28 protein-coding genes are annotated in these 26,255 nt (G+C 62.7%); 22 read left to right on the top strand and 6 right to left on the bottom strand.

Translation table 11 applies throughout. The features are described from left to right. Positions 1-234: 234 nt before the first annotated feature. Positions 235-1,104 (bottom strand): DUF488 domain-containing protein, encoded by an 870-nt coding sequence (locus tag ACWJIO_RS09030; RefSeq protein ID WP_480312954.1) that lies wholly within the window; start codon positions 1,102-1,104, stop codon positions 235-237. 343 nt (positions 1,105-1,447) lie between these two features. Here ACWJIO_RS09030 and ACWJIO_RS09025 point away from each other — a divergent pair, with 343 nt between their 5' ends. From ACWJIO_RS09025 to ACWJIO_RS09000, 6 genes are all read left to right on the top strand, one after another. Then, positions 1,448-2,152, top strand: coding sequence for a hypothetical protein (locus ACWJIO_RS09025; protein WP_480312953.1), 705 nt, complete (start codon positions 1,448-1,450; stop codon positions 2,150-2,152). 139 nt (positions 2,153-2,291) lie between these two features. Further along, entirely contained in the window at positions 2,292-3,224 is a 933-nt protein-coding gene (locus ACWJIO_RS09020; protein ID WP_480312951.1) for a hypothetical protein, read from the top strand. 120 nt (positions 3,225-3,344) lie between these two features. Beyond that, the gene (locus ACWJIO_RS09015; protein WP_370566546.1) at positions 3,345-3,587 is read left to right on the top strand and encodes an AbrB/MazE/SpoVT family DNA-binding domain-containing protein; all 243 of its coding nucleotides are present in this window, start codon (positions 3,345-3,347) and stop codon (positions 3,585-3,587) included. Continuing rightward, on the top strand, positions 3,581-3,916 hold the full coding sequence (locus ACWJIO_RS09010) for a type II toxin-antitoxin system PemK/MazF family toxin (RefSeq protein ID WP_193813985.1): 336 nt from the start codon (positions 3,581-3,583) through the stop codon (positions 3,914-3,916). The genes ACWJIO_RS09015 and ACWJIO_RS09010 overlap by 7 nt, the downstream gene beginning before the upstream one ends. Positions 3,917-4,053: 137 nt before the next feature. After that, positions 4,054-4,713, top strand: coding sequence for a uridine kinase family protein (locus ACWJIO_RS09005; protein ID WP_480312947.1), 660 nt, complete (start codon positions 4,054-4,056; stop codon positions 4,711-4,713). A gap of 278 nt (positions 4,714-4,991) precedes the next feature. After that, positions 4,992-5,348 (top strand): type II toxin-antitoxin system PemK/MazF family toxin, encoded by a 357-nt coding sequence (locus ACWJIO_RS09000; RefSeq protein WP_480312944.1) that lies wholly within the window; start codon positions 4,992-4,994, stop codon positions 5,346-5,348. Here the strand turns inward: ACWJIO_RS09000 and ACWJIO_RS08995 are convergent. The 3 genes from ACWJIO_RS08995 to fldA are packed head-to-tail and all read right to left on the bottom strand — an operon-like array spanning position 5,270 to position 7,928. Next, positions 5,270-6,007, bottom strand: coding sequence for an NYN domain-containing protein (locus ACWJIO_RS08995; RefSeq protein ID WP_186698203.1), 738 nt, complete (start codon positions 6,005-6,007; stop codon positions 5,270-5,272). The two genes, ACWJIO_RS09000 and ACWJIO_RS08995, sit on opposite strands and share 79 nt — an antisense overlap. Further along, the gene (locus ACWJIO_RS08990; protein WP_480312941.1) at positions 6,004-7,359 is read right to left on the bottom strand and encodes a (Fe-S)-binding protein; all 1,356 of its coding nucleotides are present in this window, start codon (positions 7,357-7,359) and stop codon (positions 6,004-6,006) included. The genes ACWJIO_RS08995 and ACWJIO_RS08990 overlap by 4 nt, the downstream gene beginning before the upstream one ends. 56 nt (positions 7,360-7,415) lie before the next feature. Further along, positions 7,416-7,928, bottom strand: a complete 513-nt coding sequence (gene fldA / locus ACWJIO_RS08985) for a flavodoxin FldA (RefSeq protein WP_186700033.1) — start codon at positions 7,926-7,928, stop codon at positions 7,416-7,418. Positions 7,929-8,157: 229 nt separating this feature from the next. On the opposite strand from fldA, the gene ACWJIO_RS08980 reads away from it, so the two are divergent. Continuing rightward, positions 8,158-8,394, top strand: a complete 237-nt coding sequence (locus ACWJIO_RS08980; protein WP_480312940.1) for a DUF433 domain-containing protein — start codon at positions 8,158-8,160, stop codon at positions 8,392-8,394. Positions 8,395-8,470: 76 nt separating this feature from the next. On the opposite strand, the gene ACWJIO_RS08975 is transcribed toward ACWJIO_RS08980, so the two are convergent. Further along, positions 8,471-9,496: a chlorophyll a/b binding light-harvesting protein gene (locus ACWJIO_RS08975; protein ID WP_480312938.1), complete on the bottom strand. Its 1,026-nt coding sequence runs from the start codon at positions 9,494-9,496 to the stop codon at positions 8,471-8,473. Between the two features lie 182 nt (positions 9,497-9,678). On the opposite strand from ACWJIO_RS08975, the gene ACWJIO_RS08970 reads away from it, so the two are divergent. The 5 genes from ACWJIO_RS08970 (at position 9,679) to ACWJIO_RS08950 (ending at position 13,707) form a co-directional block, all read left to right on the top strand. Further along, the gene (locus ACWJIO_RS08970; protein ID WP_186698211.1) at positions 9,679-9,903 is read left to right on the top strand and encodes a hypothetical protein; all 225 of its coding nucleotides are present in this window, start codon (positions 9,679-9,681) and stop codon (positions 9,901-9,903) included. A gap of 118 nt (positions 9,904-10,021) precedes the next feature. After that, positions 10,022-11,893 (top strand): carbamoyltransferase family protein, encoded by a 1,872-nt coding sequence (locus ACWJIO_RS08965; RefSeq protein ID WP_480312936.1) that lies wholly within the window; start codon positions 10,022-10,024, stop codon positions 11,891-11,893. Then, complete coding sequence (locus ACWJIO_RS08960) at positions 11,893-12,288, top strand: SxtJ family membrane protein (protein WP_480312934.1); 396 nt, start codon at positions 11,893-11,895, stop codon at positions 12,286-12,288. The genes ACWJIO_RS08965 and ACWJIO_RS08960 overlap by 1 nt, the downstream gene beginning before the upstream one ends. Before the next feature lie 22 nt (positions 12,289-12,310). After that, on the top strand, positions 12,311-12,472 hold the full coding sequence (locus tag ACWJIO_RS08955) for a DUF5989 family protein (RefSeq protein ID WP_186698215.1): 162 nt from the start codon (positions 12,311-12,313) through the stop codon (positions 12,470-12,472). Positions 12,473-12,765: 293 nt separating this feature from the next. Next, positions 12,766-13,707 (top strand): hypothetical protein, encoded by a 942-nt coding sequence (locus ACWJIO_RS08950; RefSeq protein WP_480312932.1) that lies wholly within the window; start codon positions 12,766-12,768, stop codon positions 13,705-13,707. Between the two features lie 12 nt (positions 13,708-13,719). Here ACWJIO_RS08950 and ACWJIO_RS08945 read toward each other — a convergent pair whose 3' ends face one another. Further along, complete coding sequence (locus tag ACWJIO_RS08945) at positions 13,720-15,183, bottom strand: NADP-dependent isocitrate dehydrogenase (protein ID WP_480312930.1); 1,464 nt, start codon at positions 15,181-15,183, stop codon at positions 13,720-13,722. A 69-nt stretch (positions 15,184-15,252) separates the two neighbouring features. Between ACWJIO_RS08945 and ACWJIO_RS08940 the strand changes: the two genes are divergently transcribed. From ACWJIO_RS08940 to kdsB, 10 genes are all read left to right on the top strand, one after another. Further along, a complete protein-coding gene (locus tag ACWJIO_RS08940) occupies positions 15,253-15,696 on the top strand; it encodes a hypothetical protein (RefSeq protein ID WP_480312928.1) in 444 nt (147 codons plus the stop codon). 78 nt (positions 15,697-15,774) lie between these two features. After that, on the top strand, positions 15,775-16,488 hold the full coding sequence (locus ACWJIO_RS08935; RefSeq protein WP_480312926.1) for a biliverdin-producing heme oxygenase: 714 nt from the start codon (positions 15,775-15,777) through the stop codon (positions 16,486-16,488). 91 nt (positions 16,489-16,579) lie between these two features. Further along, complete coding sequence (locus tag ACWJIO_RS08930; RefSeq protein ID WP_480312924.1) at positions 16,580-17,599, top strand: glycosyltransferase; 1,020 nt, start codon at positions 16,580-16,582, stop codon at positions 17,597-17,599. Between the two features lie 27 nt (positions 17,600-17,626). Continuing rightward, complete coding sequence (locus tag ACWJIO_RS08925; RefSeq protein WP_480312923.1) at positions 17,627-20,041, top strand: UvrD-helicase domain-containing protein; 2,415 nt, start codon at positions 17,627-17,629, stop codon at positions 20,039-20,041. A 9-nt stretch (positions 20,042-20,050) separates the two neighbouring features. After that, complete coding sequence (locus ACWJIO_RS08920; protein ID WP_480312921.1) at positions 20,051-21,286, top strand: tRNA nucleotidyltransferase/poly(A) polymerase family protein; 1,236 nt, start codon at positions 20,051-20,053, stop codon at positions 21,284-21,286. Between the two features lie 232 nt (positions 21,287-21,518). Next, the gene (gene chrA, locus ACWJIO_RS08915; protein WP_480312920.1) at positions 21,519-22,679 is read left to right on the top strand and encodes a chromate efflux transporter; all 1,161 of its coding nucleotides are present in this window, start codon (positions 21,519-21,521) and stop codon (positions 22,677-22,679) included. 271 nt (positions 22,680-22,950) lie between these two features. After that, positions 22,951-24,288 (top strand): linear amide C-N hydrolase, encoded by a 1,338-nt coding sequence (locus tag ACWJIO_RS08910; RefSeq protein ID WP_480312918.1) that lies wholly within the window; start codon positions 22,951-22,953, stop codon positions 24,286-24,288. Between the two features lie 116 nt (positions 24,289-24,404). Then, positions 24,405-24,854 carry a hypothetical protein gene (locus tag ACWJIO_RS08905; protein WP_480312916.1) on the top strand — a complete coding sequence of 150 codons (450 nt, stop codon included), beginning with the start codon at positions 24,405-24,407 and terminating at the stop codon, positions 24,852-24,854. An 8-nt stretch (positions 24,855-24,862) separates the two neighbouring features. Beyond that, positions 24,863-25,465 carry a hypothetical protein gene (locus ACWJIO_RS08900; RefSeq protein ID WP_480312914.1) on the top strand — a complete coding sequence of 201 codons (603 nt, stop codon included), beginning with the start codon at positions 24,863-24,865 and terminating at the stop codon, positions 25,463-25,465. Continuing rightward, positions 25,465-26,247, top strand: a complete 783-nt coding sequence (gene kdsB / locus ACWJIO_RS08895) for a 3-deoxy-manno-octulosonate cytidylyltransferase (protein WP_480312912.1) — start codon at positions 25,465-25,467, stop codon at positions 26,245-26,247. Before ACWJIO_RS08900 ends, kdsB begins: the two co-directional genes overlap by 1 nt. Positions 26,248-26,255 lie beyond the last annotated feature (8 nt).

Genomic DNA, 26,255 nt, shown 5'->3' with positions numbered 1-26,255 from the left:
GGCCTATAGCTCTCAGGCCTTCGGTCCTGTGTGTTTCGTGCAATTCGACATTCAAGCCAATCGTACTTCCTGTATTGCTCAATCTCTCCTAGACGACGAAATGGGACTGGATACAGACGCACCCATGAACCATCATCTCGCATGGCTGCTGTGCAAACTGTCTCGCCATACTTAGTTGAAAGCGTAGGATAGGTTTTAACAAGAATAAGCAGCCTTTCTTTTTTCATCTTCAAATCATAGATGCTTAACCTGAAGATTAACCGAGCAAGACTGAATGATCTTGGCTACACAACCTCGATGGCACTGCCTCACGTCTTCCTCGTAGCAGGTTAGAGCGACCCTCTCTCCTGATTCAATCCATGAGGAAATGATTGTCAATTCCTTTTCTTGTCTTGGCAGATAATCGACTGAATATTTGGCAAATAACTCATCGTAGTCTTCTTGTGAGCTAAGATTATGGCGTTTGCTTGATTCAATTCCAAGTTGTGGCATGTGCTCATATCTAATTCCAACTCGCGAGCATCCATTGGCAAGTACTCGCTTTGAAAAGCCATACTTTCGGCTGATCGGGTTACGCCTTACGTCGCACAAAAGGGTAACGCCGTCATGTAGAAGAAGATTTAGATAAGCTTCAATTGATTTCCCTTCATAGCCGATAGTCGCCAATCCAGGGATTTTGGTACTTGGCTTGCTTTGGCGTATGGCATCTAAGGCCGAAGAGTCGCTTGATAGAATTTCGCTGGCAATCTCGCTATGAGTTGCATAGTACGGGAAATGCTTGTAGGTGTAGGCAATGAGCTCCTTTCCTCTCATCCGGCCAAGACGGTTGGCAAACGAAGCTGCATCTTTTCTATAAGTAGCCTCTGGATGGATTGCGGCTTTTCCATCAGCAGAAAGTGCCCAATGATCGCTCGAACGGATCAACAGCCCCTTCTCGATGAGTTTAAGGCGATCGGCGTAGGAGGTAAATGAGAATGCGCCATACTTATAAGGCACAAATTCGTATAGAGGGGGATCGGCAGTCTCTTTGCAAAAAAGAAAAAGAAGTTTCTGAAAATCAGTATTTGATGCTTGGCCTCCAATTGCTTCGAGCAGCGCAAGCAAGTATCGATGCCTCCGATAGAGCCGAGCCACTGGGGTGCTGATGCTCACTTCTGAGACTCCAAGGCTCAGCCCATCCTAGCGGCTCAAAGCAACGGCAGGAAAAGATGTGGTCGTTGGCAACACGGCTTCAACGAGAAACCCAAGAGCTTTGGATAGTGCCTTAACTTATAGAGCCCACCGAACATCCAGATGCAGAAGACGGGGGCCGGCGTTGTCTGCCATGGCAATGCCTTCCTACCCGCTTCTGATCTGGAGCGTTAGCGGGCACCGCGGAGTAAGCCCATGGACAACTCATATCAGCATGGCTAAATTGCCGGGCAGACCCGCATGACGTGAGGCAGGGATGACAATCGAGGAAGCCATTGCCAATGCGAGTGAAGCCAAGTGCCGAGAGACCCTGGAATACATTCTTTATCAGTTTTCAAATCCTGCGTTTGGGGCGCTCCCCAAGAAGGAGATTGAGCTCGTGATGCTAGGAGCTCTCGTTCGGATTGGCTATTTAGATGAAGAGCCTAGCCTCTATGAGCTTATCCAGCGCTTAAGAGTCTCGAGGAGTAAGTCGCGGACGCTGATTTACGAGCGAGATCTTCGTCGCCTAGGCAACGCCGAACTAGACGCCCTTCTTGTGGTCGCCCTCACGAGCCCGCTTATCCTGAAACAGGGAGACTTGTTTACTCTGGAGATCGAAAATCCCCTTGTCATTGATCACGTAAAGGAGAAACTGAAGAGCCTTGGCTATGCAACTGATGGGTCCTTTTCTCCAAGTCTTGTAAAACTGAGCATCGATGCCTTCAATGCCCTACTCACAAACAGCATCCCTGTTGCGAATCAGTCAGCTGTTAAGGCGGCCCTAGTAACCGCTGGTGCGCCAGATGGTTCATTTGGCGCTGTAGTACGAGGTGTATTGGTGAGGCTTGGGGGAAAGTTTGCCGATAGCGCAGGAGAAGAGCTTGCTGGCAATATTTCAGACTATTTAGGCCCATTGCTATCTGGAGCAACTACAGAAATAACAACCAAGATCTCAGAGCTTTTCTGTGATGCTGCGTAGAATTCCCGCTTACAATGCCATACACCAGAACCGCCACCTCAAAGCCTCATACTCCGCCGGGCTTACTGCGGCCAGGTGATGGCAGCGTTATACGTATGGGTAATATGACGAGTATCAGCCCACCACGAGCCGGCAAGCCATGTACAGATCAAACCCGTCAGAAATAGCAGCTGCAGTCAAAGAACTTAGAAGGCGATGGAAGAATGTCTCTGATGCTCGACACCAGACATGGCCCGGGCATTTCAGTGGCTTGATGACCTTTATAAAAGAAAGTCCCTATCTCACGGAGATACTACAAGAAGCGGAACAAGCGAATACTATTAGCTTCAATGATTGGTGGGCCGAGTTCCAGGCGACAGGAGGCTCATTCGTAGGGACCAAGCGCTATTCAATCCCTGCAGATGAGGCAACTAGGGCAATTCTGTTCTTTAACTTTATGAACGAAGTAGAGGATGGGAACGTCGATCTAGTGAAGTTTTGTGTTGATGCGTATGGTCTGTCTAAATACCAGGAGATGACTGATACGTTTAACCGCGAGATAGTGTCCCATGTGGTTGAGGATCTTGAGAAGCGGTTAATTGATTTGCAAGACAGTGTGCCAAATGATGAGCTAACTGCAGACGGGCCCCCAGAGGTCGGCAAGGTTGCCTACGTAAGCCCACAAAGGATATCCGACCTAAAATCACTAGCCTCTGAAGAGTTTGATTTGGCGAGGCTGATTCGTCTCCTTGAAGAGCTTAACTTCAACTATGACAATAGCTGCTTCATGAGTTGTGCCATGTTGGTGAGGGCAATCACTGATCACATTCCTCCAATTTTTCAAAAAGCAACATTCAGGGAGGTCGCCTTTAATCACGGGGGTAGATCATTTAAGGATTCAATGGAACATCTTGATCGTGGTCTCCGGAAGATCGCTGACCACCAACTTCATTCCCAGATTCGAAGCAAAGAGTCACTTCCAACTGCTCAGCAAGTCCATTTTTCGCCAATGCTCGACGTGCTGCTTGGTGAAGTTATCGTCTTGCTCTCACGAGAACGCATAACAACGCCATCCACCAAAGCCGCCACCTAAACCTGTCTCAACTAGCACAACAATCTTGCGGCCTAGTGATGGCCAGCGTTAGCCAGAGCAGGGTGATGCGGGGCAGTCACCACCGTGGCTACAATGGGAGCACGCGTTTAGTGTTTGGTCGTGGTGCGAGCGAAGCTGGTAAAAATCGGCAACTCGAGAGGGATCCGCCTCGCCAAGCCGCTGCTTGAGGTTGCGGGGCTGGCTGACGAAGTCGAGATCGAAGCGGCTCCAGGGGTTCTGACGATCAGACCATCCGCTCATCCGAGGGCTGGTTGGGCAGAGGCGGCATCGTCTTTGGTGCCAGAGGGACTTCTCGATGAAATGAGCGCTACCCAGTTTGATGACGAAGAGTGGTCATGGTGAATGAAGAACACGTCTCAAGAGGCGATATCTTCCTTGTCGCGTTGAATCCCACGCGAGGATCTGAAATCAGGAAGACGAGGCCTTGTGCCGTAGTGTCGCCGAACGAGCTGAATTCTCACCTTCGCACTTTCATTGTTGCGCCGCTCACAACTGGCGGCCATCCATACCCATTTCGTGTGCGTTGCAGGTTTGATGGCAAGGACGGCCATGTTGTGGCTGATCAGCTGAGAGCTGTAGACAGAGACCGTCTCGTCAAGCGATTGGGGAGTCTGTCGGAGACTACGCTGAATGAGCTGCTGGGTGTTCTTCAGGCAATGTTCGCTGTGTAGATGCCTAGCCAACACAGCCATGCACCTGACCCGCCAACTTCAATTTCCCGAAGCCCAACGAGATCCCGAACCAGAAGATTTCTGCGGCCAGGTGATGGCAAGCGTTACCCAGAGGGACCACGCAGCTCATGAACGACTTGGACAGCACTGTGGCTTCGATCCTTAATGCGAGGGGGGCAATTTCCGTGTGTCGAAGCATTTTGGTGGCAATCACCGGAATTGACGGGTGCGGCAAGGGCTATGTCACGGCACGGATCGCGCAGATCCTTCAAACCCATGGAATTCGGGTGGCGACGATCAATGCGGATGCGTGGTTGAACCTTCCCAGTAGACGATTTCATGCATCCAACCCCGCTGAACACTTCTACCTCAACGCGATACGCTTCGACAACATGTTCACCCAGCTTGTCCTTCCGCTCCGCGATCGCCGTTCGTTGAGCGTTGAGGTTGACTACGCGGAGGAAACAGCAACCGCATTCAGGCGGCACCTTTACGAGTTCGAGCGGATCGACGTGATCATGCTGGAGGGGATTTATCTCCTGAAGCGTGCTCTGCAATCTCAATACGACAGATCAATCTGGATCGACTGCACCTTTGAGACGGCGTTGGAACGCGCCGTCTCACGACGTCAGGAGGGCCAATCTCCAGACGATACAGCCCGCGCGTACCGAACGCTCTACTTCCCCGCGCAGGACATTCATATCGCACGGGATGATCCCAGAGCAGCCGCCTCAGCGATAATCAGCAACGATCCTCGGCTCAGTGCCGATGGCGAGCAGAATCAATGGGCTGGCTAACACCCAGTTGCAGCAGACGGTACGCTGCGCGGCCCGCCGCTTAACCGGGGCGCTAGCCAGAGCAGATGAAATTGACGACGCCCACTGACATGACTACGATCTAGCCAGGCCTCTGTGAGCGATCGCCGTTAAGGCAATGCTGCTTATTGAGGTTGCGTGGCTGGCGGACGAGGCTGAAATCGAGGCTGCACCGCGCCTGCTGACAATCAGGCCGTCCGTTCAGCCAAGGGCAGGCTGGGCAGAGGCGGCAGCCGCCTACGACGTGGGGGGTCTTCTGGATGAAACGACTGCCACCCGGTTTGATCACGAAGGGTGGGCATAGTGACAGAGAAAACTGTCTCAGAGGGGACATCTTTCTCGTTGCCCTTAATCCCACGCGTGGTTCTGAGATCAGGAAGTCAAGGCCATGCGGTATTGTCGCCTCCGAAGAGTTGAATGCCCATCTCCGCACATTCATTGTTTCACCACTAGTTGCACCACTAGTTGCACCACTAACTGTGGCGGTGTTGCTGTGCGGGGTGGTGTGCGGCGGGCAGAAGGCTCGAACCCATGACGCTCACCCACCCCTCAGCCGCACCGACAGATGCATCTGCGGGCTGCCGGGACTGATCGGCACCTCCTTCACCGTGAGGTAAGGCTGGGCCTTCACCAGTTCGCTCAGTTTGCGGAAGCCGTAGCTGCGCGCGTCGAACGACGGATCGTTCTTCTGCAGCAGGCTGCCCACCATGCCCAGGGGGGCCCAGCCGTCGTCCTGGGTGACGGCCGCGATCGCCTCACTGAGGAAGGGCTTGAGCGGGGGGACGCCGTCGTGGTCATGGCCGGCGCCGCCGCCACCGGAGCTGGGCCGGCCGCTGCCGCGTTTGAGCAGGTCGATGTAGAGAAAGCGGTCGCAGGCAGCCACGAAGGCCTTCGGCGTCTTGCGCTCCCCGAAGCCGATCACCAGCAGCCCCTGTTCCCGGATCCTGGTGGCCAGACGGGTGAAGTCGCTGTCGGACGACACCAGACAGAAGCCCTCCACCCGGCCGCCGTGCAGCAGATCCATCGCATCGATGATCAGGGCCGAATCGGTGGCGTTCTTGCCGGTGGTGTAGCTGAACTGCTGCACCGGCACGATCGCGTGCACATTCAGCACCTCCTTCCAGCTGCCCAGCTGGGGTGTGGTCCAGTCGCCGTAGGCGCGCTTCACGGTGGCGGTTCCCACCTGGGCGATTTCTGCCAGCAGGTCGCTGATCACGGCGGCCTGGGCGTTGTCGGAATCGATCAGCACCGCCAGATTCGGTGCCTCCCGGGTCATCGGGGCTCTGCAGCGGCGGCGCTGCCCCCGGCCCGCCAGCTGCGATCGAGCAGCTGGATCGGATGCAGCACCGGCAGCACGGCGGCGGCCTCACCATCGAGGTGGCGGCGCAGCTGCATGGTGCAACCGATGTTGGCGCTCGCCACCAGGGCCGCTCCGGTGCCGGCCAGATCGGCGGCCTTGATGCGGCCCAGCTCGGCAGCCTCCTCCGGTTGCACCAGGTTGTAGATGCCGGCACTGCCGCAGCACACGCCGGCCTCGAAGGCCTCGCTGAGCGTCAGGTGGGGGATGGCGCGCAGGAGATCCCGCGGCTCACTGTGCAGGCCCTGGCCGTGGATCATGTGGCAGGCGTCATGGAAGGCCACCGGCAGCGGCCGCTCAGCGTTGGCGGTGCTGCCATCGGCGTGGGGCAGGGCCTGCAGTTGTTGACGGAACCCCTCGCTGAGGCCGAGCCGGACCAGAAATTCATGGATGTCGGCCACCGGCGCCGGGAAGCCGCGGCTGGCCAGGTGGTCGTAGGCCTTCATGGTGTGGCCGCAGCCGGAGGCCGCCACCAGCACCGCATCCAGCGGCTCAGGCCCAGCAGGGCGGCCCGGGCCCACCACGGCGCGGAAGCTCTGCACCAGCGCATCGGCTAGCTGGCGGGTGTGCTCCTCTTCCCCCTGGTGGTGGGTCACAGCGCCGCAGCAGCCCTGCTCCGGCGGAATCACCACCTCGATGCCATTGGCGCTCAGCACCCGCACCGCCGCCGCGTTCACCTGCGGATCGAACAGCCGCTGCACGCAGCCCAGCACCAGCCCCACCCGGGCGCGGCGCTCGCCCTGGGCCGGCACCACCGCTGGGAAGCCATCGCGGAAGGCCTCGGGCGCCAGGGGCGGCAACAGGCGCTCCAGGGCTTCGATCTGGGGGCCGAGCAGGCGGGTGAGGCCACTGCGGCGCACGAGACCCTGCAGGGGGGTGCCGGCGTAGAGCCGCAGGGGGCTGAGGGCGGCCCGCAGCCGCCGCGGGTAGGGCAACAGAGCGAACAGCAGCCGGCGGAAGGCGTTGGCGGCCGGGCTGCGCAGCTGCGGGGCGTTCAACTTCGGGCGGGTGGCCTCGATCAGCTGGTCGTAGCGCACCCCCGAAGGACAGGCCGTGACGCAGGCCAGGCAACCCAGACAGGTGTCGAAGTGCTTCGCCACCGTGGCATCGAGCGGCAGCTCACCGGCCTCGATCGCCTTGAGGGCGTGGATGCGGCCCCGGGGCGAGTCCATCTCCGTGCCCAGCACCCGGTAGCTGGCGCAGCTGGGCAGGCAGAAGCCGCAGTGGACGCAGGGGTCGGTCGCCCCCGCCGGTAGACCAGGAAGAGTCATGGGGTCAGTCTGCCGTCAGCGGGCACCCTCCTGGCTGGCTGCTGCGGCTTCGCCTGTCACACCAGCTCCCGCCGCAGCTGCTCCGCCCAGCGATTCAGCCGTTCATCGGTGAGATCGGGCTCGGAGTCTTCATCGATCGGCAGGCCGCAGAAGCGGCCATTCAGCACGCTCTTGGAGCTGTTGTAGTTGTAATCGCTGATGTCCACCTGGCCCACCAACCGGGCACCGGCCCGCTCGAAGGCGCGATACAGCTCCTCCATCGCGTCGCAGAAGTAATCCCCATAGGAGGAGGAATCCCCCAGGCCCATGATCGCCACGGGCTTGCCGTGCAGCTTCGTTGTTTCGATCGCCTCCACGTGGGCATCCCAGGCCGTGCCGGAACGCAGATCATCCGCGCCGGTGTTCCAGGTGGGCGTGCAGCAGATCAGAGCTGCGCAGGCCCCGAGCACCGAGGTGTCGTTGATGTCGGCCACATCAACGACGGCAGCAGCTTTCACCAGCGGCGCCAGGCGATGGGCGACATCTTCCGTCTTTCCCGTGGACGTGGCGAAGTAGATGGTGGGTACCAGCATGAGCAGAACAGCTCTAAAGAACTCGAAAAGTCTTGCCCTCGCCAGCGGCCATCTGAAGCCGGCAGGCCACAGCGTGCCGTGAGGATTGTCACGACTGCAGGTCGCCCGTGATCCCACCCCATCCAGCCCCCAGGGGTACGTTGGAGATGCTTTGCTGATCGCCAATATGAGCTCCCCATCTCCCTCCCCCAATCTGGTTTTGTGGGGCTGGGTCAGCCCCTCATCGGTGGCCTCTGCCAACACTTTCCAGCTGCTGATGCGGCTACGCCGCGGTGATGATCTCGCCGCCATGTCAAAGGACTATCCAGAACTCACGGCGGAGCAACTCGACCTTGCCCGCCATCTGCAGGACCGGGAGTCTGAGCTGCATCGCCTCTATCAGGACATGCAGCGGGTCGAAAGCAGCAAGCTTCAGCTTGAGCGTGAACTCACCCACTCCCTGCTGAACCAGCCCCTCGGCTGAGCGATCACGGCTGCTGAGCGATCACGGCTGCTGAGCGACAACAGTAAGCCCTGGCCAGGGGCCAGGGCGATGGGAGTCAGGCCAGCTCCATGGCCTCCAGAGCCTTGTTCACCCGCTTGAAGTCAAAGCCGATGGCGCGCAGGGCATGCCACAGATGCCCCTGCAGGAACATGAACGAGAGGAAGAAATGGGCATTCGCCAGCCAGCAGCGGGCCGTGTGAGCCTGGCTCGGCAGACTGATCGTGTCGGCGAAGTAAGGCGCGAGTGAAAACCGCAGGCCAAGGGTGGGGCCATAGAGCTCCACCGGATAGATCGTGGCATTGGTGGCACACCACAGGCTGGTGACGAAGCCGGCCAACACCACCCCGCCGATCGAATAGGACAGGATCGCCTCAGCCGAAAACAGCAACAGTTTGCGGGCGTAGGGGAGCGGCGGCACCAGGATGTGCCACACACCTCCAGCTGTGAGCATCAACGCCACCACGACGTGGCCGCCGACCACATCCTCCAGGCTGCTGATCGAGAGAAAGTGGGTCTGGTACGACCAGATCGTGGCCAGATCCACGTTCGGCTGCACCGTGCGCACCGTCTGGGTCGCCGTGTCGTAGAGGCCATGGCGTTGGGCCCATTCCACCAGTGCCGTGGCGCCCAGACCCAGGAAGATCAGATGGTGGCCGAGAATCACGCCCAGCTGCTTGTGGTCGCTCCAGTCGAAGTCGAAGCGCCGGGCCGTTCCCTCCGCCTCCGCCAGATCCAGCGGGGCCCGGAACAGATGCCACATGCCACCAGCGGCCAGCACCGCTGCACTCACCAGGTGAAAGGCGGCGATGGCCACGATCGCCTCCGGCTGGGAGAGCACGCCCCCATCACCCACACCGATGCCGAGGCGAGCCAGATTGGGCAGCAGGATCAGGCTTTGTTCACCGAGGGGCTGATCGGTGGAATAGCGGCTCAGCTCATAAATGGTGAAGGATCCGGCCCAGAACATGATCAGGCCGGCATGGGCAGCATGGGCCGAAATGAAGCTGCCCGACTGGCTGACAAAGCGAGAGTTACCAGCCCACCAGTCATAGGCTGGCTCTGGATTGCCGTAGGATTGCATTGATGTGACTGCATGGCCAAGCCAACCTATCGGCCGGAGAAAGTGGGCACGTGGGCAAAGCTTCGCGTCGAGGCAGGGTTCACAACAAGACTCTGTGGCAAAAGGTACACCGCTCTGTCAGATCCTGTGGGTGCAGTTCAGCTCCATCCGGCCAAAGTGCCATGGATTGATCACAGCATTTCATGGGGAAACCAATTCCAGCCCGCTACAGCAAGCCCGAAGACCGCGAACGGCGCATGCTCTCGATCACGCAGCTGCGCGACTGGTGCATGGGGCACCTCTCGGAGCTGGCCGCCAACGGTCAACACGACGATGCCCGTGCCCTCACGGCCGAACACCTCGAGATCCTCGAGAAGGTGGATGCCACGCGTGTGCTCTGGATGATCGTGGAGCCAGGCCCCGCCTGAGGGCCTCCAGGCCCGCACCTGAGGCGTGGCTGGAGGAGCGCTCCAGGAAGGCAGCGGAGCGCTGGGGCAGTTCCCATGGCAGGATTCCTTCCACAGCCATGCCGGTTTGAACTCGCCTATGCGGATTCTTGGACTTTCGGCCTACTACCACGATAGCGCTGCAGCGTTGATTGTGGACGGCGAAGTGGTTGCCGCAGCCCAAGAGGAGCGCTTCAGTCGCAAGAAACATGACGCTACCTTTCCCGCAAGCGCAGCTCATTATTGCCTCAGCAGCCAACATCTGACTCCCGCCGATCTCGATGCGGTGGTGTATTACGAGAAACCGCTGCTCACATTCGAGCGCCTACTGGAAACCTACCTGGGCGCCGCACCACGCGGAGGACGCTCCTTTGTGGCCGCCATGCAGGTGTGGTTGAAGGAGAAGCTGTTCATCAAATCCCGCCTGAAGCAGGAGTTGCGCGCCCTGGCAAACCGCATGGCCGGGGACGTCCGTGGGGACGGGGCCAAGCTGCCTGAGTTGCTGTTCAGCGAGCACCATCTCTCCCACGCTGGGGCAGCCTTCTATCCCAGCCCTTTCGACAAGGCTGCCGTGCTCTGCATGGATGGGGTGGGCGAATGGGCCACCACCTCGGCATGGCTCGGCGAAGGCAAAGACCTCAAGCTGCTCTGGGAGATCAATTTTCCGCACTCTCTCGGACTTCTCTATTCAGCGTTCACGTATTACTGCGGGTTCAAGGTGAATTCCGGAGAGTACAAGCTGATGGGGTTAGCTCCCTATGGCCAACCACGCTTTGTCGACCTGATCAAGAAGCACCTGATCGATATCAAACCAGATGGCACCTTCTGGTTGGACATGCGCTACTTCAAGTATCACCGTGGCTTGCGTATGACCAGCCGCAAGTTCGACAAGCTGTTCGCAAGCCCAGCGCGAGAACGCGAAACGGAGTTGCGTCAGTTCCACATGGACCTGGCGGCGTCGATTCAGGCTGTCACTGAGGAAATTGTGCTGAAGCTGGCGCGAACCCTGAGGGCTGAAACAGGGGCCACCAATCTGTGCCTGTCTGGTGGTGTCGCCCTCAACTGCGTTGCCAACGGCAAGCTGCTGCGGCAGAAGATCTTTGATCAGATCTGGATTCAACCCGCCAGTGGCGATGCCGGCTCAGCCCTGGGAGCGGCCCTGGTGGCCTGGCACCAACACCATCAACAGCCGCGTAAGCCCTGCGGCTCCCAGGCGGGGGGCGATGCCATGAAGGGGGCCTTGCTGGGCCCGCAGTTCAGCAATAAGGAGATTCGCAGCTACCTCGACTCGATTGAGGCCGACTACCAGGAGATCGAAGACGCACCGCTGTTTCTACGTCTGGCGGAGCTCCTGGACCAGGGGAAAGTGGTTGGCTGGTTCAATGGTTCGATGGAGTTTGGGCCTCGAGCCCTGGGAGGGCGGTCGATCCTGGGCGATTCCAGAAATCAGGAGATGCAGAGCGTGATGAACCTCAAGATCAAGTATCGAGAGAGCTTCAGGCCCTTCGCACCGGCCGTGCTCGAAGAAGAGGCTTCCAGTCAATTTGAGCTTGACGCCTGCAGCCCATACATGTTGATCGTAGCCCCCTTGCGCGCAGAGCTCTGCATTCCCATGTCTGCCGAGCAGCAGCAACTCTTTGGAATCGAAAAACTAAGAATTTCACGTTCTAAACTACCCGCAGTCACCCACGTGGACTACACAGCCAGGGTGCAAACCGTGAATGCTTCGACCAATCCTCGCTTCTACAATCTCATCAGGGCCTTCCATCGCCGCACCGGCTGCCCAACCCTGGTCAACACATCATTTAACGTGAGAGGGGAGCCGATCGTCTGCAACCCTGAAGATGCCTATCGCTGCTTCATGCGAACGGAGATGGACGTGCTTGTATTAGAGAACCAGCTGTTGCTTAAGGAGAATCAGCAACCACAACATGCTGATCCAAGCTGGATGCAGGACTTTGAGTTGGATTGATGCGTACTGCCGTGCCAAGCCGCAAGCTGCTAAGGGAGTTTGGCCTGCTGGTGGGCAGCGTGATCCCAGTGGTGTTCGGCTGGCTGATTCCTGCGCTGCATGGGCACGCGCCTGTGCTGTGGCCGCTGCTGATTGGCCTGCCAGCCATCGGCCTTGCCCTGCTGGCTCCTGGGCTGCTGGCCTTTCCCTACCGCTGCTGGATGGCCCTGGGCCATGGGCTTGGCTGGATCAACAGCCATGTCATTCTTGGGCTGGTGTTCATTTTTGTGCTGCAACCCATTGCGCTGGTGATGCGGTTCAGGGGCCATGACCCACTGCGTCGCCGTGTCAGGAATAAGGACAGCTATCGCGAAACGCGCGCCCATTCGAGCATCAGTCTGAACCGCATTTTCTGATCACCTTCAACGGGAAGCCGCCATGGAAGCACTGCTTGATCTGCTCAAGGACGTCTGGGATTTTCTGAGGGTTCGCAAGAAATACTGGTTGGCGCCACTGATCATCACGATCGTGCTGATGGGTGGGCTGATTGTCTTCACCCAGGGGTCCGTGCTGGCTCCGTTTATCTACTCCATTTTCTGATGCGCCTTGATGCGTCCCGGATACGCAGCTTTCTCAAGCTCTGTGGCATCAATGGAGCAGTTCTGATCATCTTCCTGCTGACGCTGGAGGTGATCTCAGCCATGGTCTACAAATCACTTCCTGGTGGCTTGATCTCGAGGCGGCAAGGCCCTGTGAAGACATGGAACTTTGAGCTGCATCCGGCAGTTGGCCATGCCCATCAAGCCAGGGATTTCAAGATCAGCCCCAATGCCGATGGGTCTGATTCCAGCAGCACCCTTTTCACCCGCAAGACCTATGGTATAGGCAACGAGGTGGCGCGACTGCTCGTGCTGGGGGGGTCGACAACCGACCCGCTTGGCGTTCAGTTTTCTGGGCTGAACGGCACCTGGCCCGACCAGTTGGGCCGATTGCTGGCTGCGGAAGCTCCCCAGGGCAGGATTCAGATCACCAATGCGGCCGTGGGCGGAGGCACCAGCGCCCAGGAAGTGGTGCGGCTTCTGGCCAGCTTCTCTGAAGCCGCGCCTGGATGGGTGGTGAGCTTCAACGGCATTAACGAGCTCTATTTCGCCGACGAGAGTCTCTACGGATCCAATGACAAGATCTATGCCCCCAGAATGCTGCTCAAAGCCCTGGAAGATAAGCCCTTCAATCACATTCCCTATCGCGATCGCAGCTATTACTCCTGTGGCCTGCTCTGCTTCACAGACAACAGCGCCGTTCTGCGGCTCGCCCAGGTGCTCCTGGCCACTGCTGGATCTACAGCGACGGATCAGCCCGCCGCCAAGCCAGTGACGCTTGATCCCAACAAGCAGCAACGCTGGCTCTCTGCGCAGCCGATCTCCCAGCCAAGACAACAGGGTTTGGAGCGGGCTGCTGCGATCTGGAGCGACAACGTCAAAGCGATGCATGGCATCACCGCAGCTCGCGGCGCTCGCTATCTGGTGGTGTTGCAGCCCACGCTGGGCCTCGACCGCAACCGGGCCCAGCTGCTCGCTGATGGCCGTCTGGCCTCCGATCGCAACAGCGTCGATGCCGTGACCATGGCGCTGCTTGAGCGCAAAGGCTATGTGGAAGAGATCAACGCGCTCTATGCCCATCTCCGGCGCTCCTGTGGGCAGCTGCCCTATTGCCTGGATCTGAGCCAGGCCAGCGAGCTCACCACCGACCTCGCGCTGTACACCGATCCGCGCCACCTCAACGCCAGCGGCAATCAGCGGATCGCCGAGCTGATCGCCACCCGCATCAGACCCTGAGAGCCCCAGGGCTCAGCCGCCGAAGTGCCCCACCACGGCCTCGGCGAAGCCGGAGCAGCTGACGGGATCCACGGGCGGCTCCATCAACCGGGCCAGGTCGTAGGTGACCTCACCCTTGGCGATGGCGGCGCTGAGCCCGGCGGTGATCAGGTCGGCGGCCTCCTGCCAGCCCAGATACTCGAGCATCATCACGCCGCTGAGGATCACCGAGCCGGGGTTGATCCGGTCGAGGCCGGCGTGCTTGGGCGCCGTGCCGTGGGTGGCCTCGAAGATCGCCGCGTTGTCGCCGATGTTGGCCCCGGGCGCCATGCCCAGGCCCCCCACCACGGCGGCCGCCGCATCGGAGATGTAATCGCCGTTGAGGTTGAGGGTGCAGAGCACCGAATACTCCTGGGGCCTGGTCTGAATCTGCTGGAAGATGCTGTCGGCGATGCGGTCGTCCACCAGCACCATCGCCTTCCACTTGCCGTAGCCGTGGCTCTCGCCGATGGCGTCAAGCACCCCCTTCACCTCGGCATCCACCGCCGCCTTCTTCTCGGGGGTGAGGCTGTCGTAGCCGGGCTCGATCAGGCGGGCGTTCTCCTCCACCGTGAGCCCGTGGTTGCGGGCCAGATTGTCGAGGATCCAGCTCTCGCGCTCGGTGACGCAGACGTCGCGGAACTCGCTGGTGGCCAGCTCATAGCCCCAGTCGCGGAAGGCCCCTTCCGTGAACTTCATGATGTTGCCCTTGTGCACCAGGGTCACGTGGCGCTTGGCCCCCTCCAGGCCGAGGGCGTGCTGGATCGCCTTGCGCACATGGCGCTGGGTGCCGGCCTTGCTCACCGGTTTGATGCCGATGCCGGAGCCCGCCGGGATGCTGCGCTTGCCGAGCTTGCCGTTGGCCGGGATCACCACGTCGTTGAGGTGGGCGATCAGCTCCACACACACCGGATCGCTGGCCTCCCACTCGATCCCCATGTAGATGTCCTCGGTGTTCTCCCGGTAGACCACCACGTCGAGATCCTGGGGGCGCTTGTGGGGGCTGGGGGTGCCGCTGTAGTAGCGGCAGGGGCGCACACAGCAGTAGAGGTCGAAGATCTGGCGCAGGGCCACGTTCAGCGAGCGGATGCCGCCGCCGATCGGCGTGGTGAGCGGACCCTTGATCGCCACGCCGTACTGCTCGATGGCGCTGAGGGTGTCCTGGGGCAGGTACTGATAGGTGCCGTAGAGGTCGCAGGCCTCGTCGCCGGCGTACACCTTGAACCACTCGATGCGGCGCTCACCGCCGTAGGCCTTGGCCACCGCCGCATCCAGCACCCGCTGGGTGGCGGGCCAGATGTCCACGCCGGTGCCGTCGCCGCGGATGAAGGGAATGATCGGGTCGGGGGGCACCAGCGGCAGGCCGTTCTCGAACCGGATGGCGGTGCCGCTGCTGGGGGGGCTGAGCTTCTCGAAGCTTCCGGGGCTGGTCGCCATGCTGGTTGCGCTGGTAGCCATTCCTGCGGCACTGGAGGGTGCGGGGAGCCTAGGTTTCGCCCCTACGGCGTTCTGCTCAGGGGAAACGGCATGAACGCTGCGGATCAGGCCAGAAATCTGGAACTGGCCCAGGCGATCGCCTCAGCGGCGGCCCTGTTCCGGGTGCACTTCCCTGATGCCCGAGCCAATCTCAAGCCCTGGCGCGACGATCCCTGCACCCGCCAGTTCGACGACCAGGAGAGCCTCGACCTCTCCTTTCACCTGCCCGGCTGGAGCCCCCGAAGCCAGTGCCGCTCCTTCCTGGTGCAGCTGCGCCTGGCCTCCGCCCCCGGCTCCCCGGCCGGCAGGCCGCGCCTGATCGGCGTGCTGATCCGGGGCCTCACCTACGAGTCTGAGCGTTGGCGGATGGCCACCCTGGGCCACTGGGATCCCACCGGCAGCCACCTGCCGGACGCCGCCACCGTGGCCAAGCTGCAGCAGTTCTGCCGCGAGCTCTTCGACCTGTTCGAGGCCAGCGGCGCCTGCGCCGCGTAACCCTTCGCAATCTGGGAACCCCGCAGGCAAACGCCACGCTTACCGTGACGTCCAGCCCGCTGCAAGTCCCCACCGGTCATGTCCGTTGCTCTCGCTTCCCAGCTGCGTGAAGGCACCAAAAAGGCCCACACGATGGCGGAGAACACCGGCTTCGTGAGCTGCTTCCTCAAGGGCGTGGTGGACAAGGTCAGCTACCGCACCCTGGTGGCCGATCTCTACTTCGTGTACTCGGCCATGGAGGAGGAGCTCGCCGGCCTGCGCGACCATCCCGTGGTGGGCCCGGTGGCCTTCCCCGAACTCAACCGCCGCGACACCCTCGAGCAGGATCTCGCCTTCTACTTCGGCCCCGACTGGCGCAGTTCCGTCAAGGCCACCCCCGCCGCCCAGGAGTACGTGGCGCGGCTGCACCAGGTGGCCAAGGAGAGCCCTGAGCTGCTGGTGGGTCACCACTACACCCGCTACATCGGCGATCTCTCCGGCGGCCAGATCCTCAAGAACATCGCCCAGAAGGCGATGAACCTGGGTGAGCACGACGGCCTGCGCTTCTACGAGTTCGCGGCCATTCCCGATGAGAAGGCCTTCAAGGTGAACTACCGCGCCACCCTCGACCAACTGCCGATCGACCAGGCCACGGCCGATCGCATCGTGGCCGAGGCCAACCAGGCCTTCCACCTGAACATGAAGATGTTCCAGGAACTGGAAGGCAACCTGGTGGCCGCCATCGGCAAGGTGCTGTTCGGCTTCCTCACCCGCCGCCAGCGCAGCGGCAGCACCGAAGCCGTCGCCGCCTGAGCGCTTGGCCCTGACTGCTGGGGCCTGAGCCCCGCCTGCGGCAGAGTCGGTGGGCCTGTGCCCCCGGCCCTTGCGATCGCTTCGAGTCCTGGTGCCCGGCACCGGCGGCCGGCTGAGGGGCGGCGGCCTGCTGGTGGAACTGCAGACTGCCCGCCTGCTGCAGCAGCTGGCTCCCACCGAGGTGGTGACCTACCGGCGGCGGGAGCCTGAGCGGCCCTTTCTGGCCGACCTGCTGCGCGCCGAACCCCTGGGGTCGCCCGCAGCCCGGCAGGTGCTCTGGATCGTGAGCTGGGGCTTTGAGGTGCCCGGCCAGCTGCGGGCCCTGCGGGGCCGTCCGGTGGCCTACCACGCCCACAGCAGCGGCTACGGCTTCCGGCTGCCGCCGGGGGTGCCGGTGCTGGCGGTGAGCCGCAACACGCTCGGCTACTGGGGCCAGTGGGCCAGCCGCAATCCCCTGGCCCTGGTGCCGAATGCGCTGGCGCCGATGTGGCTGCAGCGGGGCCGCCGTGACGGCTCCGGTCCCCGGCCGGTGGATGTGCTCGTGCAGCAGCGCAAGAGCAGCGCCTACCTGCTGCAGGAGCTGGTGCCGGCCCTGCGGCGGCGGGGGCTGCGGGTGGAGGTGCAGAGCGGCTGGGTGGACGATCTGGTGGACCTGTTCAACAGCGCCGCCGTGGTGCTCTACGACTCCGCCGACCACTGGCGCGTCAGCGGGGTGAGCGAGGGCTTCGGGCTGCCGCCGCTGGAGGCCCTGGCCTGCGGCTGCGTGCTGTTCAGCAGCTTCAACCACGCCCTGGCCGACAGCCTCGACCCCGGCCGCCTGGGCCACCAGCTCGGCTGCGGCACCCTCAGCGCCGACCTGGAGCGGATCTGTGCCGCCGTGGCCGATCCGGCGGCCTGGCGAGCCCCGGCGGCTGACCTTGAGGCGCTGCTGGTGACCAGCAGCGAAGTGGCCCTGCTGGAGCGCTGGCGCGACGCCCTCAGCCTGGTGAACGACCACTGGGACCGGCTGCTGGCGGGGGAGCCTCCCCTTGAGGCCCCGCCGCTGTGGCGGTTGCAGACCCGGCGCTGGCGAGCCCGGCTGGGGCGGGTGCTGGCGCGGGGCGGTGCCTAGGGTGCGGCCAGCACTTCTGGCCCTTGGATGAGCGCCTTCCTGGCCGGCCTCAACGACGCCCAGCGCAAGGCGGTGGACCACCACACCGGGCCCCTGCTGGTGGTGGCGGGGGCGGGCAGCGGCAAGACCCGGGCGCTCACCCACCGCATCGCCCACCTGATCGGCCACCACGGCGCCGATCCGGCCGAGCTGCTGGCGGTGACCTTCACCAACAAGGCGGCCCGGGAGATGAAGGAGCGGCTGGAGCTGCTGCTGGCCCAGAAGCTGGCCCAGAGCCAGTTCGGCCAGCCCTGGAGCACCCTGCCGCCCCAGGAGCAGCGCCAGCTGCGCAGCCGCATCTACCGCGAGGTGATCAAGGATCTCTGGATCGGCACCTTCCACGCCCTGTTCGCCCGGCTGCTGCGCTTCGACATCGACAAGTTCCGCGATCCCGAGGGGCTCAGCTGGACGCGCCAGTTCTCGATCTACGACGAGGGCGACGCCCAGAGCCTGGTGAAGGAGATCGTGACCCAGGAGCTGGGCCTCGACCCCAAGCGCTTCGAGCCCAAGAATGTGCGCTGGGCGATCAGCAACGCCAAGAACCAGGGCTGGCTGCCGGAGCAGCTGGAGGCCGATGCCGGCGGCCAGCGGGGCAAGCTGATGGCCGAGACCTACCGCCGCTACCGCCGCGCCCTGGCCGCCAATAACGCTCTCGACTTCGATGATCTGCTGCTGCTGCCGGTGCAGCTGCTCAGCCAGAACGAGCAGGTGAGGCATTACTGGCACCGCCGCTTCCGCCATGTGCTGGTGGATGAATACCAGGACACCAACCGCACCCAGTACGACCTGATCAAGCTGCTGGTGACCGACGGCCAGGACCCGGACACCTACGCCAACTGGCAGGGCCGTTCGGTGTTCGTGGTGGGCGACGCCGACCAGAGCATCTACAGCTTCCGTGCCGCCGACTTCACGATCCTGATGGGCTTTCAGGACGACTTCGGCGATGGCGCCGCCGATGAGGCCACCCGCACGATGGTGAAGCTGGAGGAGAACTACCGCTCCACCGCCACGATCCTGGCGGCCGCCAACGCCCTGATCGCCCACAACACCGAGCGCATCGACAAGGTGCTGCGCCCCACCCGCGGCGAGGGCGAGCCGATCCACCTCACCCGCTGCGACGACGAGATCGCCGAGGCCGAGGCGGTGGTGCAGCGCATGCGCCTGCTCGATGCCGCCCACGACGAGCTGCGCTGGGGTGACATGGCCGTGCTCTACCGCACCAACGCCCAGAGCCGGGCGATGGAGGAATCGCTGGTGCGCTGGGGCATCCCCTACATCGTGGTGGGGGGGCTGCGCTTCTACGACCGGCGCGAGATCAAGGACATGCTCGCCTACCTGAAGCTGCTGGTGAATCCAGCCGACACCGTGAGCCTGCTGCGGGTGCTCAACACCCCCAAGCGCGGCATCGGCAAGACCACGATCGAGCGTCTCACCGACGCCTCCAACCAGCTTGGCATTCCCCTCTGGGAGGTGGTGAGTGACGCCGAGGCCGTGCGCTCCCTGGGGGGGCGCTCCGCCCGGGGGCTGCTGCAGTTCCGCGAACTGATCAGCGACCTGCAGGCCCGCAGCCAGGACGCGGCCCCCTCGGAGCTGGTGCAGCGGGTGATGGAGCAGAGCGGTTACCTGGCCGAACTGATCACCGAGGGCACCGATGAGGCGGAAGACCGGCGCCGCAACCTCAACGAGCTGGTCAACGCCGCCCTGCAGTACCAGGAGGAGAACGAGGAGGGCTCGCTCGAGGATTTCCTGGCCTCAGCGGCCCTGGCCAGTGACGCCGACAGCAAGGACACCCAGCAGGACCGGGTGACGCTGATGACCCTGCACGCCAGCAAGGGGCTGGAGTTCCCGGTGGTGTTCCTGGTGGGGATGGAGCAGGGCCTGTTCCCCAGCTACCGCTCCCTGGAGGATCCCTCGGCCATGGAGGAGGAGCGCCGCCTCTGCTATGTGGGCCTCACCCGCGCCAAGGAGCGGCTGTTCCTCTCTCATGCCAGCGAGCGGCGCCTCTGGGGTGGCATGCGCGAGCCGGCGGTGCCGTCGGTGTTCCTGGCCGAGCTGCCCGAGGAGCTGGTGCAGGGCGACATCCCCCGCAGCGGCGGCGCCGCCATCCGCCGTGAGCAGCGGCTGGATCGCCTCACCCGGGTGGATCGCCAGGAGAGCCGCCAGGTGGCGGCCGGCGGCGCCGGCGGGGTGCCGGCCAACGCCGTGCGCCGCCGCGGGTCCGCGATTGGCGGCGGTGGCGGCAAAACCTGGGCGGTGGGGGATCGGCTGCGCCACAGCTCCTTCGGGGAGGGGCACGTGACCCACCTGTTCGGCAGCGGCGAGAAGATCTCGATCGCCGTGAAGTTCGAGGGCATGGGCCCCAAGATCCTCGATCCGCGCCTGGCGCCGATCGAGCCACTCTGAGCCGAAACCTTGGACGTTCCCGGCATTCCCGCGGTGCTCTCGGCCGCCCTGGCCGCGGTGGCGCGGCAGGGAGAGGCCTCCGGGCAGCGGCTGGCGCTGGTGGGGGGCGCCGTGCGCGATCTGCTGCTGCACCGGGTGCACAACGACCCCTGGCGCGGCGTGCCCGACCTGGATCTGGTGGCGGATGGCTCCGCCAGCGCCCTGGTGCGGCGGCTGCAGGCGGCCCTGCCACCGGGGGCCCTGCGGGGGGCCCAGGAGCACGGGGCCTTCGGCACGGTGGAGCTGGAGCTGCAACTCGAGGGGCAGACGGTGCTGCTGGATCTGGCCACCGCCCGCCGCGAGACCTACCCGCAACCGGGCGAGAACCCGAAGGTGGTGCCGGGCCGGCTCGCCGACGACCTGGCCCGCCGCGACTTCACGATCAATGCCATCGCCCTGGATCTGGCCAGCGGTGAGCTGCTCGACCCCCATGGCGGCCAGGCCGACCTGCAGCGGCGGCAACTGCGGCTGCTGCACCCCCACAGCCTGCGGGACGACCCCAGCCGGCTGGTGCGCGGCGCCCGCTATGGGGCCCGGCTGGGGTTCCAGCTGGAGGCCGGCAGCCGGGAGCAGGCCCGGCGCACCCTGGCGGCCTGGCCCTGGGCCTGGCATTCCGGCGAGCGGCCGGGCCAGGCGCCAGCCGCCCTCGGCACCCGGCTGCGCATGGAGCTGGAGCTGCTGCTGCGGCGTGAACCCTGGCCCCAGGCCCTGGCGCTGCTGCAGAACTGGGGTGGTCTGGCCCTGCTGGATGCCCAGCTGCAGGCCGATCACCACTGGCACCGCCGCCTGCGCTGGGCCCAGCGGGCCGGCCTGCCGCTGCTGGCGGCCCTGGTGGCCGGGGCCGCCGATCCCCTCGCCCTGGCCGAGCGGCTGCAGCTGCCCCACCGCCAGCACCGCCTGCTGGCCCAGTGGCTACAGCTGCGGGCCGCCCTGGCGGCGCTGGGCGGCGAGGCGGCGCCGCGCTCGGTGGTGTCCTGGTGTGCCGTGCTGGAGACCCCCGGGATCGCCCCCGAGGCCGTGGCGCTGGCGTTGGTCACGGGCAGCGGCGCTCGCCGGCCACTGCTGCGCTGGTGGCTGCGCTGGCGGGACCTCCAATCGCCGCTGGCGGCCAGGGAACTGATCGCCCAGGGACAGGCGCCGGGGCCTGGGCTGGGGGAGCGGCTGCGACAGCTGCGAGCCGAGCGACTCGAGCAGGAGAGGCTGTAGGACTTGAGTTGCGGGTCTGGGATGCACCCTTGGGAGTGCATGTGATCGGGAACACACAAGTTGCTCACCCGGACAGCTGCTCTGCACGGGGGGGGGGAATTATCATCTCCATCCGCCTCCAACAGCTTGGCTGGAGCGCTCTTCCTTCATTCCACGTTAGTCATCCACAGTCGAAGCTCGTTGCATGGATGAAGGACAGCAGAGCGTCCTGAAGCCCAGAACGCCAAACGAAGTGTTCTGGGTGTTCCTCAAACTCGGCCTCACCTCATTTGGCGGGCCGATTGCCCATCTGGGCTATTTCAGAGCCGAGCTTGTGGAACGGCGGCGCTGGCTGGGTGAGGAACAGTTCGGCCAACTCCTGGCGATCTGTCAGTTTTTGCCAGGTCCGGCCAGCAGCCAGCTGGGCTTCAGTCTTGGCTTGCTGCGAGCCGGCTGGCTCGGGGCGCTGGCCGCCTTTGTGGCCTTCACCTTGCCTTCGGCGCTGGCACTGGTGGGGCTGGCGACGGTGCTGCCAAGGCTGTCGGGCCCGGTGGGTGTGGCTGAGATTCACGGCCTCAGGCTGGTGGCCTGTGCCGTGGTGGCCGACGCCGTTCTGGGCATGGCCCGCAAGCTCTGCCCCGATGCGGCCAGACGAACCATCGCCATCCTGGCGGCGGCCACGCTGCTGCTGGCGGGAGCGGCCTGGGTCCAACTCGTCGTGGTCGGGCTGGCCGCGATGGCGGGAACGGTGCTGCTCAGCACCAGCACCCCCAGAGACGCCGTTGCCCTTGCGGTGCCGTACGGAAGTCGCAGCGGCGGCCTGCTCCTGCTGGCCTTTGCCGCGCTGCTGATCGGCCTGCCCCTGGTGGCCACGGCCAGCGACCGATGGCCCGCCGTGGCGGAAGCCTTTTATCGGGCAGGAGCCCTGGTGTTTGGAGGCGGCCACGTCGTGCTGCCCTTGCTGGAGGAGTCCGTGGTGGCGACCGGCTGGGTGACACCTGAGCAGTTCCTGGCCGGCTATGGAGCGGCCCAGGCCATGCCGGGGCCGATGTTTGCCTTTTCGGCCTATCTGGGCGCTGTGATGGCGGCAGGCAGCAGTCCGGTTGTCACGGCAGCTGTGGCGCTTGTGTTCATCTTCCTGCCTGGCTTCCTGCTGGTCGCCGGCCTGCTTCCCTTCTGGCATGCCGTATCGCACAGCGCCTCGGTGGCCAGGGCCATCGCGGGCGTAAACGCAGCCGTGGTGGGCCTGCTGGGTGCTGCCCTCTATAACCCGGTACTGATTTCAGGAATTCAGGGGGCAGGGGACCTGGCGATTGTCTTGGTGGCCTTCGGGCTGCTTGCTGTGTGGCGGGTCTCTCCGCTGATCGTTGTGTTGTGGTGCCTCCTTGGCAGGGCTATACCACTGTGGATATAGGCCTAGTCCAAGGATTATTTCCTACTAGCTCTACAGCAAAGCCTGAGTTCTTAAGCCCCCCTTGGCCGGCTACAGCCAGAGCTGTCCAATAAAAGGCACCCACCTCACGCATCATTCCCCTACCTGCCCAGTTCCGTACAGGCCTAGCAGCGATTGGTGGCGCTACGTCTATGAAGGAAAGGAACTGTGGCACTGCGCACTTCGGCTGATAGTGTGATACGAAGCCTTCATAAAAGAAAGCATGAAGTTTCGGAACTTGTGCAATGTCTTGATGGCTGGGCTGGTCTCCCTAGCCTCTTTCCAGGAAGCAGAGGCCTGCACCGGGATTACGCTGGTCGCGGCAGACGGAGCGGTGGTGTTTGGTCGCACCCAGGAATGGGGCACCTTTGATCTGAGATCGCGAGTGGTGATCATTCCTCGCAGCTATGACCTTCAAACCGAGATGCCCGACGGCCAGAAAGGGCTGGGGTGGACCACCAAGTACGGCACTGTCGGCCTTGATGTGCTGGAACGAAACCTGTTGATTGACGGCATGAATGAAAAGGGTCTCACCGTGAACCTTTTCTACCATGAAGGCTTTGCTGAATACGCTCAATATCAGCCAGGAAAAGCCAGCCAGAGCATTCCCATTCTTGCCCTGGCACCCTATCTGCTGACGTCTTTCCAAACAGTCGAAGAAGTGCGTCGGGCCCTTGCCGGCATCTCCGTGGTTGGCGTGTTTGAGGAGGCGATTGGAGGCACACCACCAGTCCACATCATGGTGACCGACCAGAGCGGCAAGGCCATCGTGGTGGAGTTCACCAAGGGAATCACAACCATCCACGACGCTCCGCTCGGCGTCATCGCTAATGGCCCCAACTATGATTGGCACATTAATAACCTACTCAATGATTCCAATGTGGATGTGCCGCTGCCTCACCGCAAGGTTGAAAGCCTCAAGACCATGAATTTCGGTGCTGGTGCTCGCCTCTATGGCCTTCCGGGTGACCTCACCTCACCCTCGCGTCTCCTCCGCGCCGCAGCCTTTGCCAGCACAGCCCGAAAAACAGAAGATGGTGAAGAAACGATGTATGAGATCTTCCGGATTCTGGACAATTTCAACCTCACCGTTGGCACAGCAGCAGCGGAAGGCGGAGGCGAAGTGAATCAGGATGGCATGCGCAGCTCAACCATCTGGACCACAGCCTATGACACCAAGAATCTGGTTCTTCAATACCACACAATGCACAACCGCCGGGTCCGCCAGCTGGATTACAAAGCGATTGATTTCGACGTAAACGAGATTGTTCGACTTCCGCTGGATCGCGTCAAATCTCAGGACATTGAAGAACTGGTTGTGCCCCAGGCGAGGCCCGCAAGCCAAGCGATGGCTGGTGGATGGAGCGAAGCGGAGATCGATCAGGCCACCAAAGATGCCGTGGCGTATGTGCTCAACCGCATGAACACCACAGGCAAGCTCAAGCGCATCGTGCAGGTGAAGAAACAGGTGGTCAAAGGCATGAACTATGACATCACCTTTGAACTTGACAACGACACAATCTGGAATGCCGTCGTGTATCGGGACCTCTCCGGCAACTTCTCGATCACAAGAACATCCCAGGTGCAGTAGATGGCCAAGGCAGACCTGGATTCAGACCGCCGATCATCTGGAAGCCGCTCCAACCAGTTCTGCAACGACGCTGGAGCGGGGAGCAGATTGGCTGGAGTCGGCCGCCTGAATGGCGCTTGAGCGCGCTGCCCAAGGCGCCCATGAATGTCTGGGCAAAGGCGATGAGGGCTGGGGCTACGACGCGGATCCCCGCAGTGTGCTCAAGCCCCCAGCTTGACAAAAGCCTGATTGACGGTGAGATCCACAGCAGCCACTTCAGTCAGCATTCGGCCAAGATCTCGCTGTCTGGCGGCGTGGCAGGATTCTCTGGAGAAGTCTCGAGTGCCTTCAGTGACGATGTGCTTCAGGCAAGCAAGAATATCCACGTCACCAACAAAGTGGTTCAGGCTTATCACCGGCTGAACCTTACTGATGTTGCTTCGTTACTGCCCGCAGCCGCTGAAGCGATTGCCAAAGCCGACGCCGAGTGGCTTTTCTCCACCTATGGCACCCACCTGCTTCGTTCAGTGCTGATCGGCGCTCGGGTGTTTTTTCAAGCCACGTCGTCAGTTCCACCGTCGCATTGAACATCCAGATGAGTGCGGCCCTCAAGGCATCCTTTCTGGAGCTCGTCAAAGGGGAGGCCTCCGCCAACCGCCGCATCCGCGTGATGGGCCGAGCGAGTGCCGGATTTCGTCTCCATCGCGGACTTCGGGCGTGGCGATTTGGTGCCCAGACGCTTCTACTCGAAGGAGGTAGCCGGCCGCTCCCCCACGGCAGCACCCTCTGCATCAAGACCACCGAGCTCTGGTCGGGGAGGTGGAAGACGCTTACCTATCTGGGGGCCTTCAACGATGCGCGTCAGCTCTACGACTGGAGTGACTACAGATCCAAGACGAACGGGATTGTCGAAAAGGCTCAGGGTGGCCGCGAGGGAGACAGCATTCACTATGGCGAGGCAGTCCGCATTCGCAACGAGCACTTCAGCGAACAGTATCTCTGTACCGACCGAAACAACGATCTCACCACCGACAAGACAAAGAATCAGATCTGGGTGTTTGAGCCCCCCACATCACGGTCTCCTACCACCACCCGTAACGCCATCAGCGAGTGGCCTGGACTCGCCAGCCCCCCCGCACCGCACCGCTCACCGCCCCATAGGATCCGCCCAGCCGATCACCCCGCTTGGCCGCTGTGATGTCCTGCCCGGTGGTGGTGGCCGTTCCGGCGAGGCTGGAATCCTCGCGGCTGCCGGGCAAGGTGCTCGCCGACATCGCCGGCCGGCCGATGCTGCGCCACGTGCTCGAGCGCTGCGGCCAGGCCCGGGGGGTGGACCACCTGGTGGTGTGCACCGACAGCGAGCTGGTGCGGGAGGCGGCGACCGCCTGGGGGTTTGCGGCCCTGATCACCTCTCCGTGCTGCAGCAGCGGCAGCGAGAGGCTGGCCTCGGTGGTCGACGCGCTGGTGGCAGCTGGTGGCGGGCTCGCCGCCGAAACCCTGGTGATCAATGTGCAGGGAGATCAGCCCCTGCTCGATCCCTCGATCATCGAGGCGATGGTGGAGCGCTTCCGGGCCCTGGGGGCTCCGCCGGTGCTGACGCCCGTGTACCCCCTCGAGGCCGCCAAGCTGCACGACCCCAACGTGGTGAAGGTGCTGCGAGCCGTTGACGGCCGGGCCATCACCTTCTCCCGCAGCGCCCTGCCCCATGTGCGCGACCTGCCGCCCGAGCTCTGGGCCAGCCGCACCACCTACTGGGGCCACGTGGGCCTCTACGGCTACCGAGCCGATGTGCTGGCGGGCTGGGGGGCCTTGCCGCCTTCGCCGTTGGAGCAGCTGGAGAAGCTGGAGCAGCTGAGGCTGATCGAGGCCGGCGTGCCGATCGCCACCTTCGTGGTGGAGCAGGACTGCTTCTCGGTGGACACCGCCGAGCAGCTGGAGCAAGCCAGGCGGTGGCTGAGCTCCTCTGCCGCCGGAGCCTGAGCACAGCA

This window comes from Paraciimarium castrense LEGE 11436, assembly GCF_056633055.1.
The sequence above is the reverse complement of the archived record's forward strand: the minus strand, read 5'-3'. Positions and strand labels throughout refer to the sequence as shown.

Bases quoted from the DNA above. Each gene is read 5' to 3' on its own strand.
- ACWJIO_RS09025 (WP_480312953.1), top strand. From the start codon at position 1,448: ATGACAATCGAGGAAGCCATTGCCAATGCGAGTGAAGCCAAGTGCCGA.
- ACWJIO_RS09020 (WP_480312951.1), top strand. From the start codon at position 2,292: ATGTACAGATCAAACCCGTCAGAAATAGCAGCTGCAGTCAAAGAACTT.
- ACWJIO_RS09010 (WP_193813985.1), top strand. From the start codon at position 3,581: ATGGTGAATGAAGAACACGTCTCAAGAGGCGATATCTTCCTTGTCGCG.
- ACWJIO_RS09000 (WP_480312944.1), top strand. From the start codon at position 4,992: ATGAAACGACTGCCACCCGGTTTGATCACGAAGGGTGGGCATAGTGAC.
- ACWJIO_RS08995 (WP_186698203.1), bottom strand. From the start codon at position 6,007: ATGACCCGGGAGGCACCGAATCTGGCGGTGCTGATCGATTCCGACAAC.
- ACWJIO_RS08990 (WP_480312941.1), bottom strand. From the start codon at position 7,359: ATGACTCTTCCTGGTCTACCGGCGGGGGCGACCGACCCCTGCGTCCAC.
- ACWJIO_RS08975 (WP_480312938.1), bottom strand. From the start codon at position 9,496: ATGCAATCCTACGGCAATCCAGAGCCAGCCTATGACTGGTGGGCTGGT.
- ACWJIO_RS08970 (WP_186698211.1), top strand. From the start codon at position 9,679: ATGGGGAAACCAATTCCAGCCCGCTACAGCAAGCCCGAAGACCGCGAA.
- ACWJIO_RS08965 (WP_480312936.1), top strand. From the start codon at position 10,022: ATGCGGATTCTTGGACTTTCGGCCTACTACCACGATAGCGCTGCAGCG.
- ACWJIO_RS08960 (WP_480312934.1), top strand. From the start codon at position 11,893: ATGCGTACTGCCGTGCCAAGCCGCAAGCTGCTAAGGGAGTTTGGCCTG.
- ACWJIO_RS08955 (WP_186698215.1), top strand. From the start codon at position 12,311: ATGGAAGCACTGCTTGATCTGCTCAAGGACGTCTGGGATTTTCTGAGG.
- ACWJIO_RS08945 (WP_480312930.1), bottom strand. From the start codon at position 15,183: ATGGCTACCAGCGCAACCAGCATGGCGACCAGCCCCGGAAGCTTCGAG.
- ACWJIO_RS08940 (WP_480312928.1), top strand. From the start codon at position 15,253: ATGAACGCTGCGGATCAGGCCAGAAATCTGGAACTGGCCCAGGCGATC.
- ACWJIO_RS08935 (WP_480312926.1), top strand. From the start codon at position 15,775: ATGTCCGTTGCTCTCGCTTCCCAGCTGCGTGAAGGCACCAAAAAGGCC.
- ACWJIO_RS08925 (WP_480312923.1), top strand. From the start codon at position 17,627: ATGAGCGCCTTCCTGGCCGGCCTCAACGACGCCCAGCGCAAGGCGGTG.
- ACWJIO_RS08910 (WP_480312918.1), top strand. From the start codon at position 22,951: ATGGCTGGGCTGGTCTCCCTAGCCTCTTTCCAGGAAGCAGAGGCCTGC.
- ACWJIO_RS08900 (WP_480312914.1), top strand. From the start codon at position 24,863: ATGAGTGCGGCCCTCAAGGCATCCTTTCTGGAGCTCGTCAAAGGGGAG.
- kdsB (WP_480312912.1), top strand. From the start codon at position 25,465: ATGTCCTGCCCGGTGGTGGTGGCCGTTCCGGCGAGGCTGGAATCCTCG.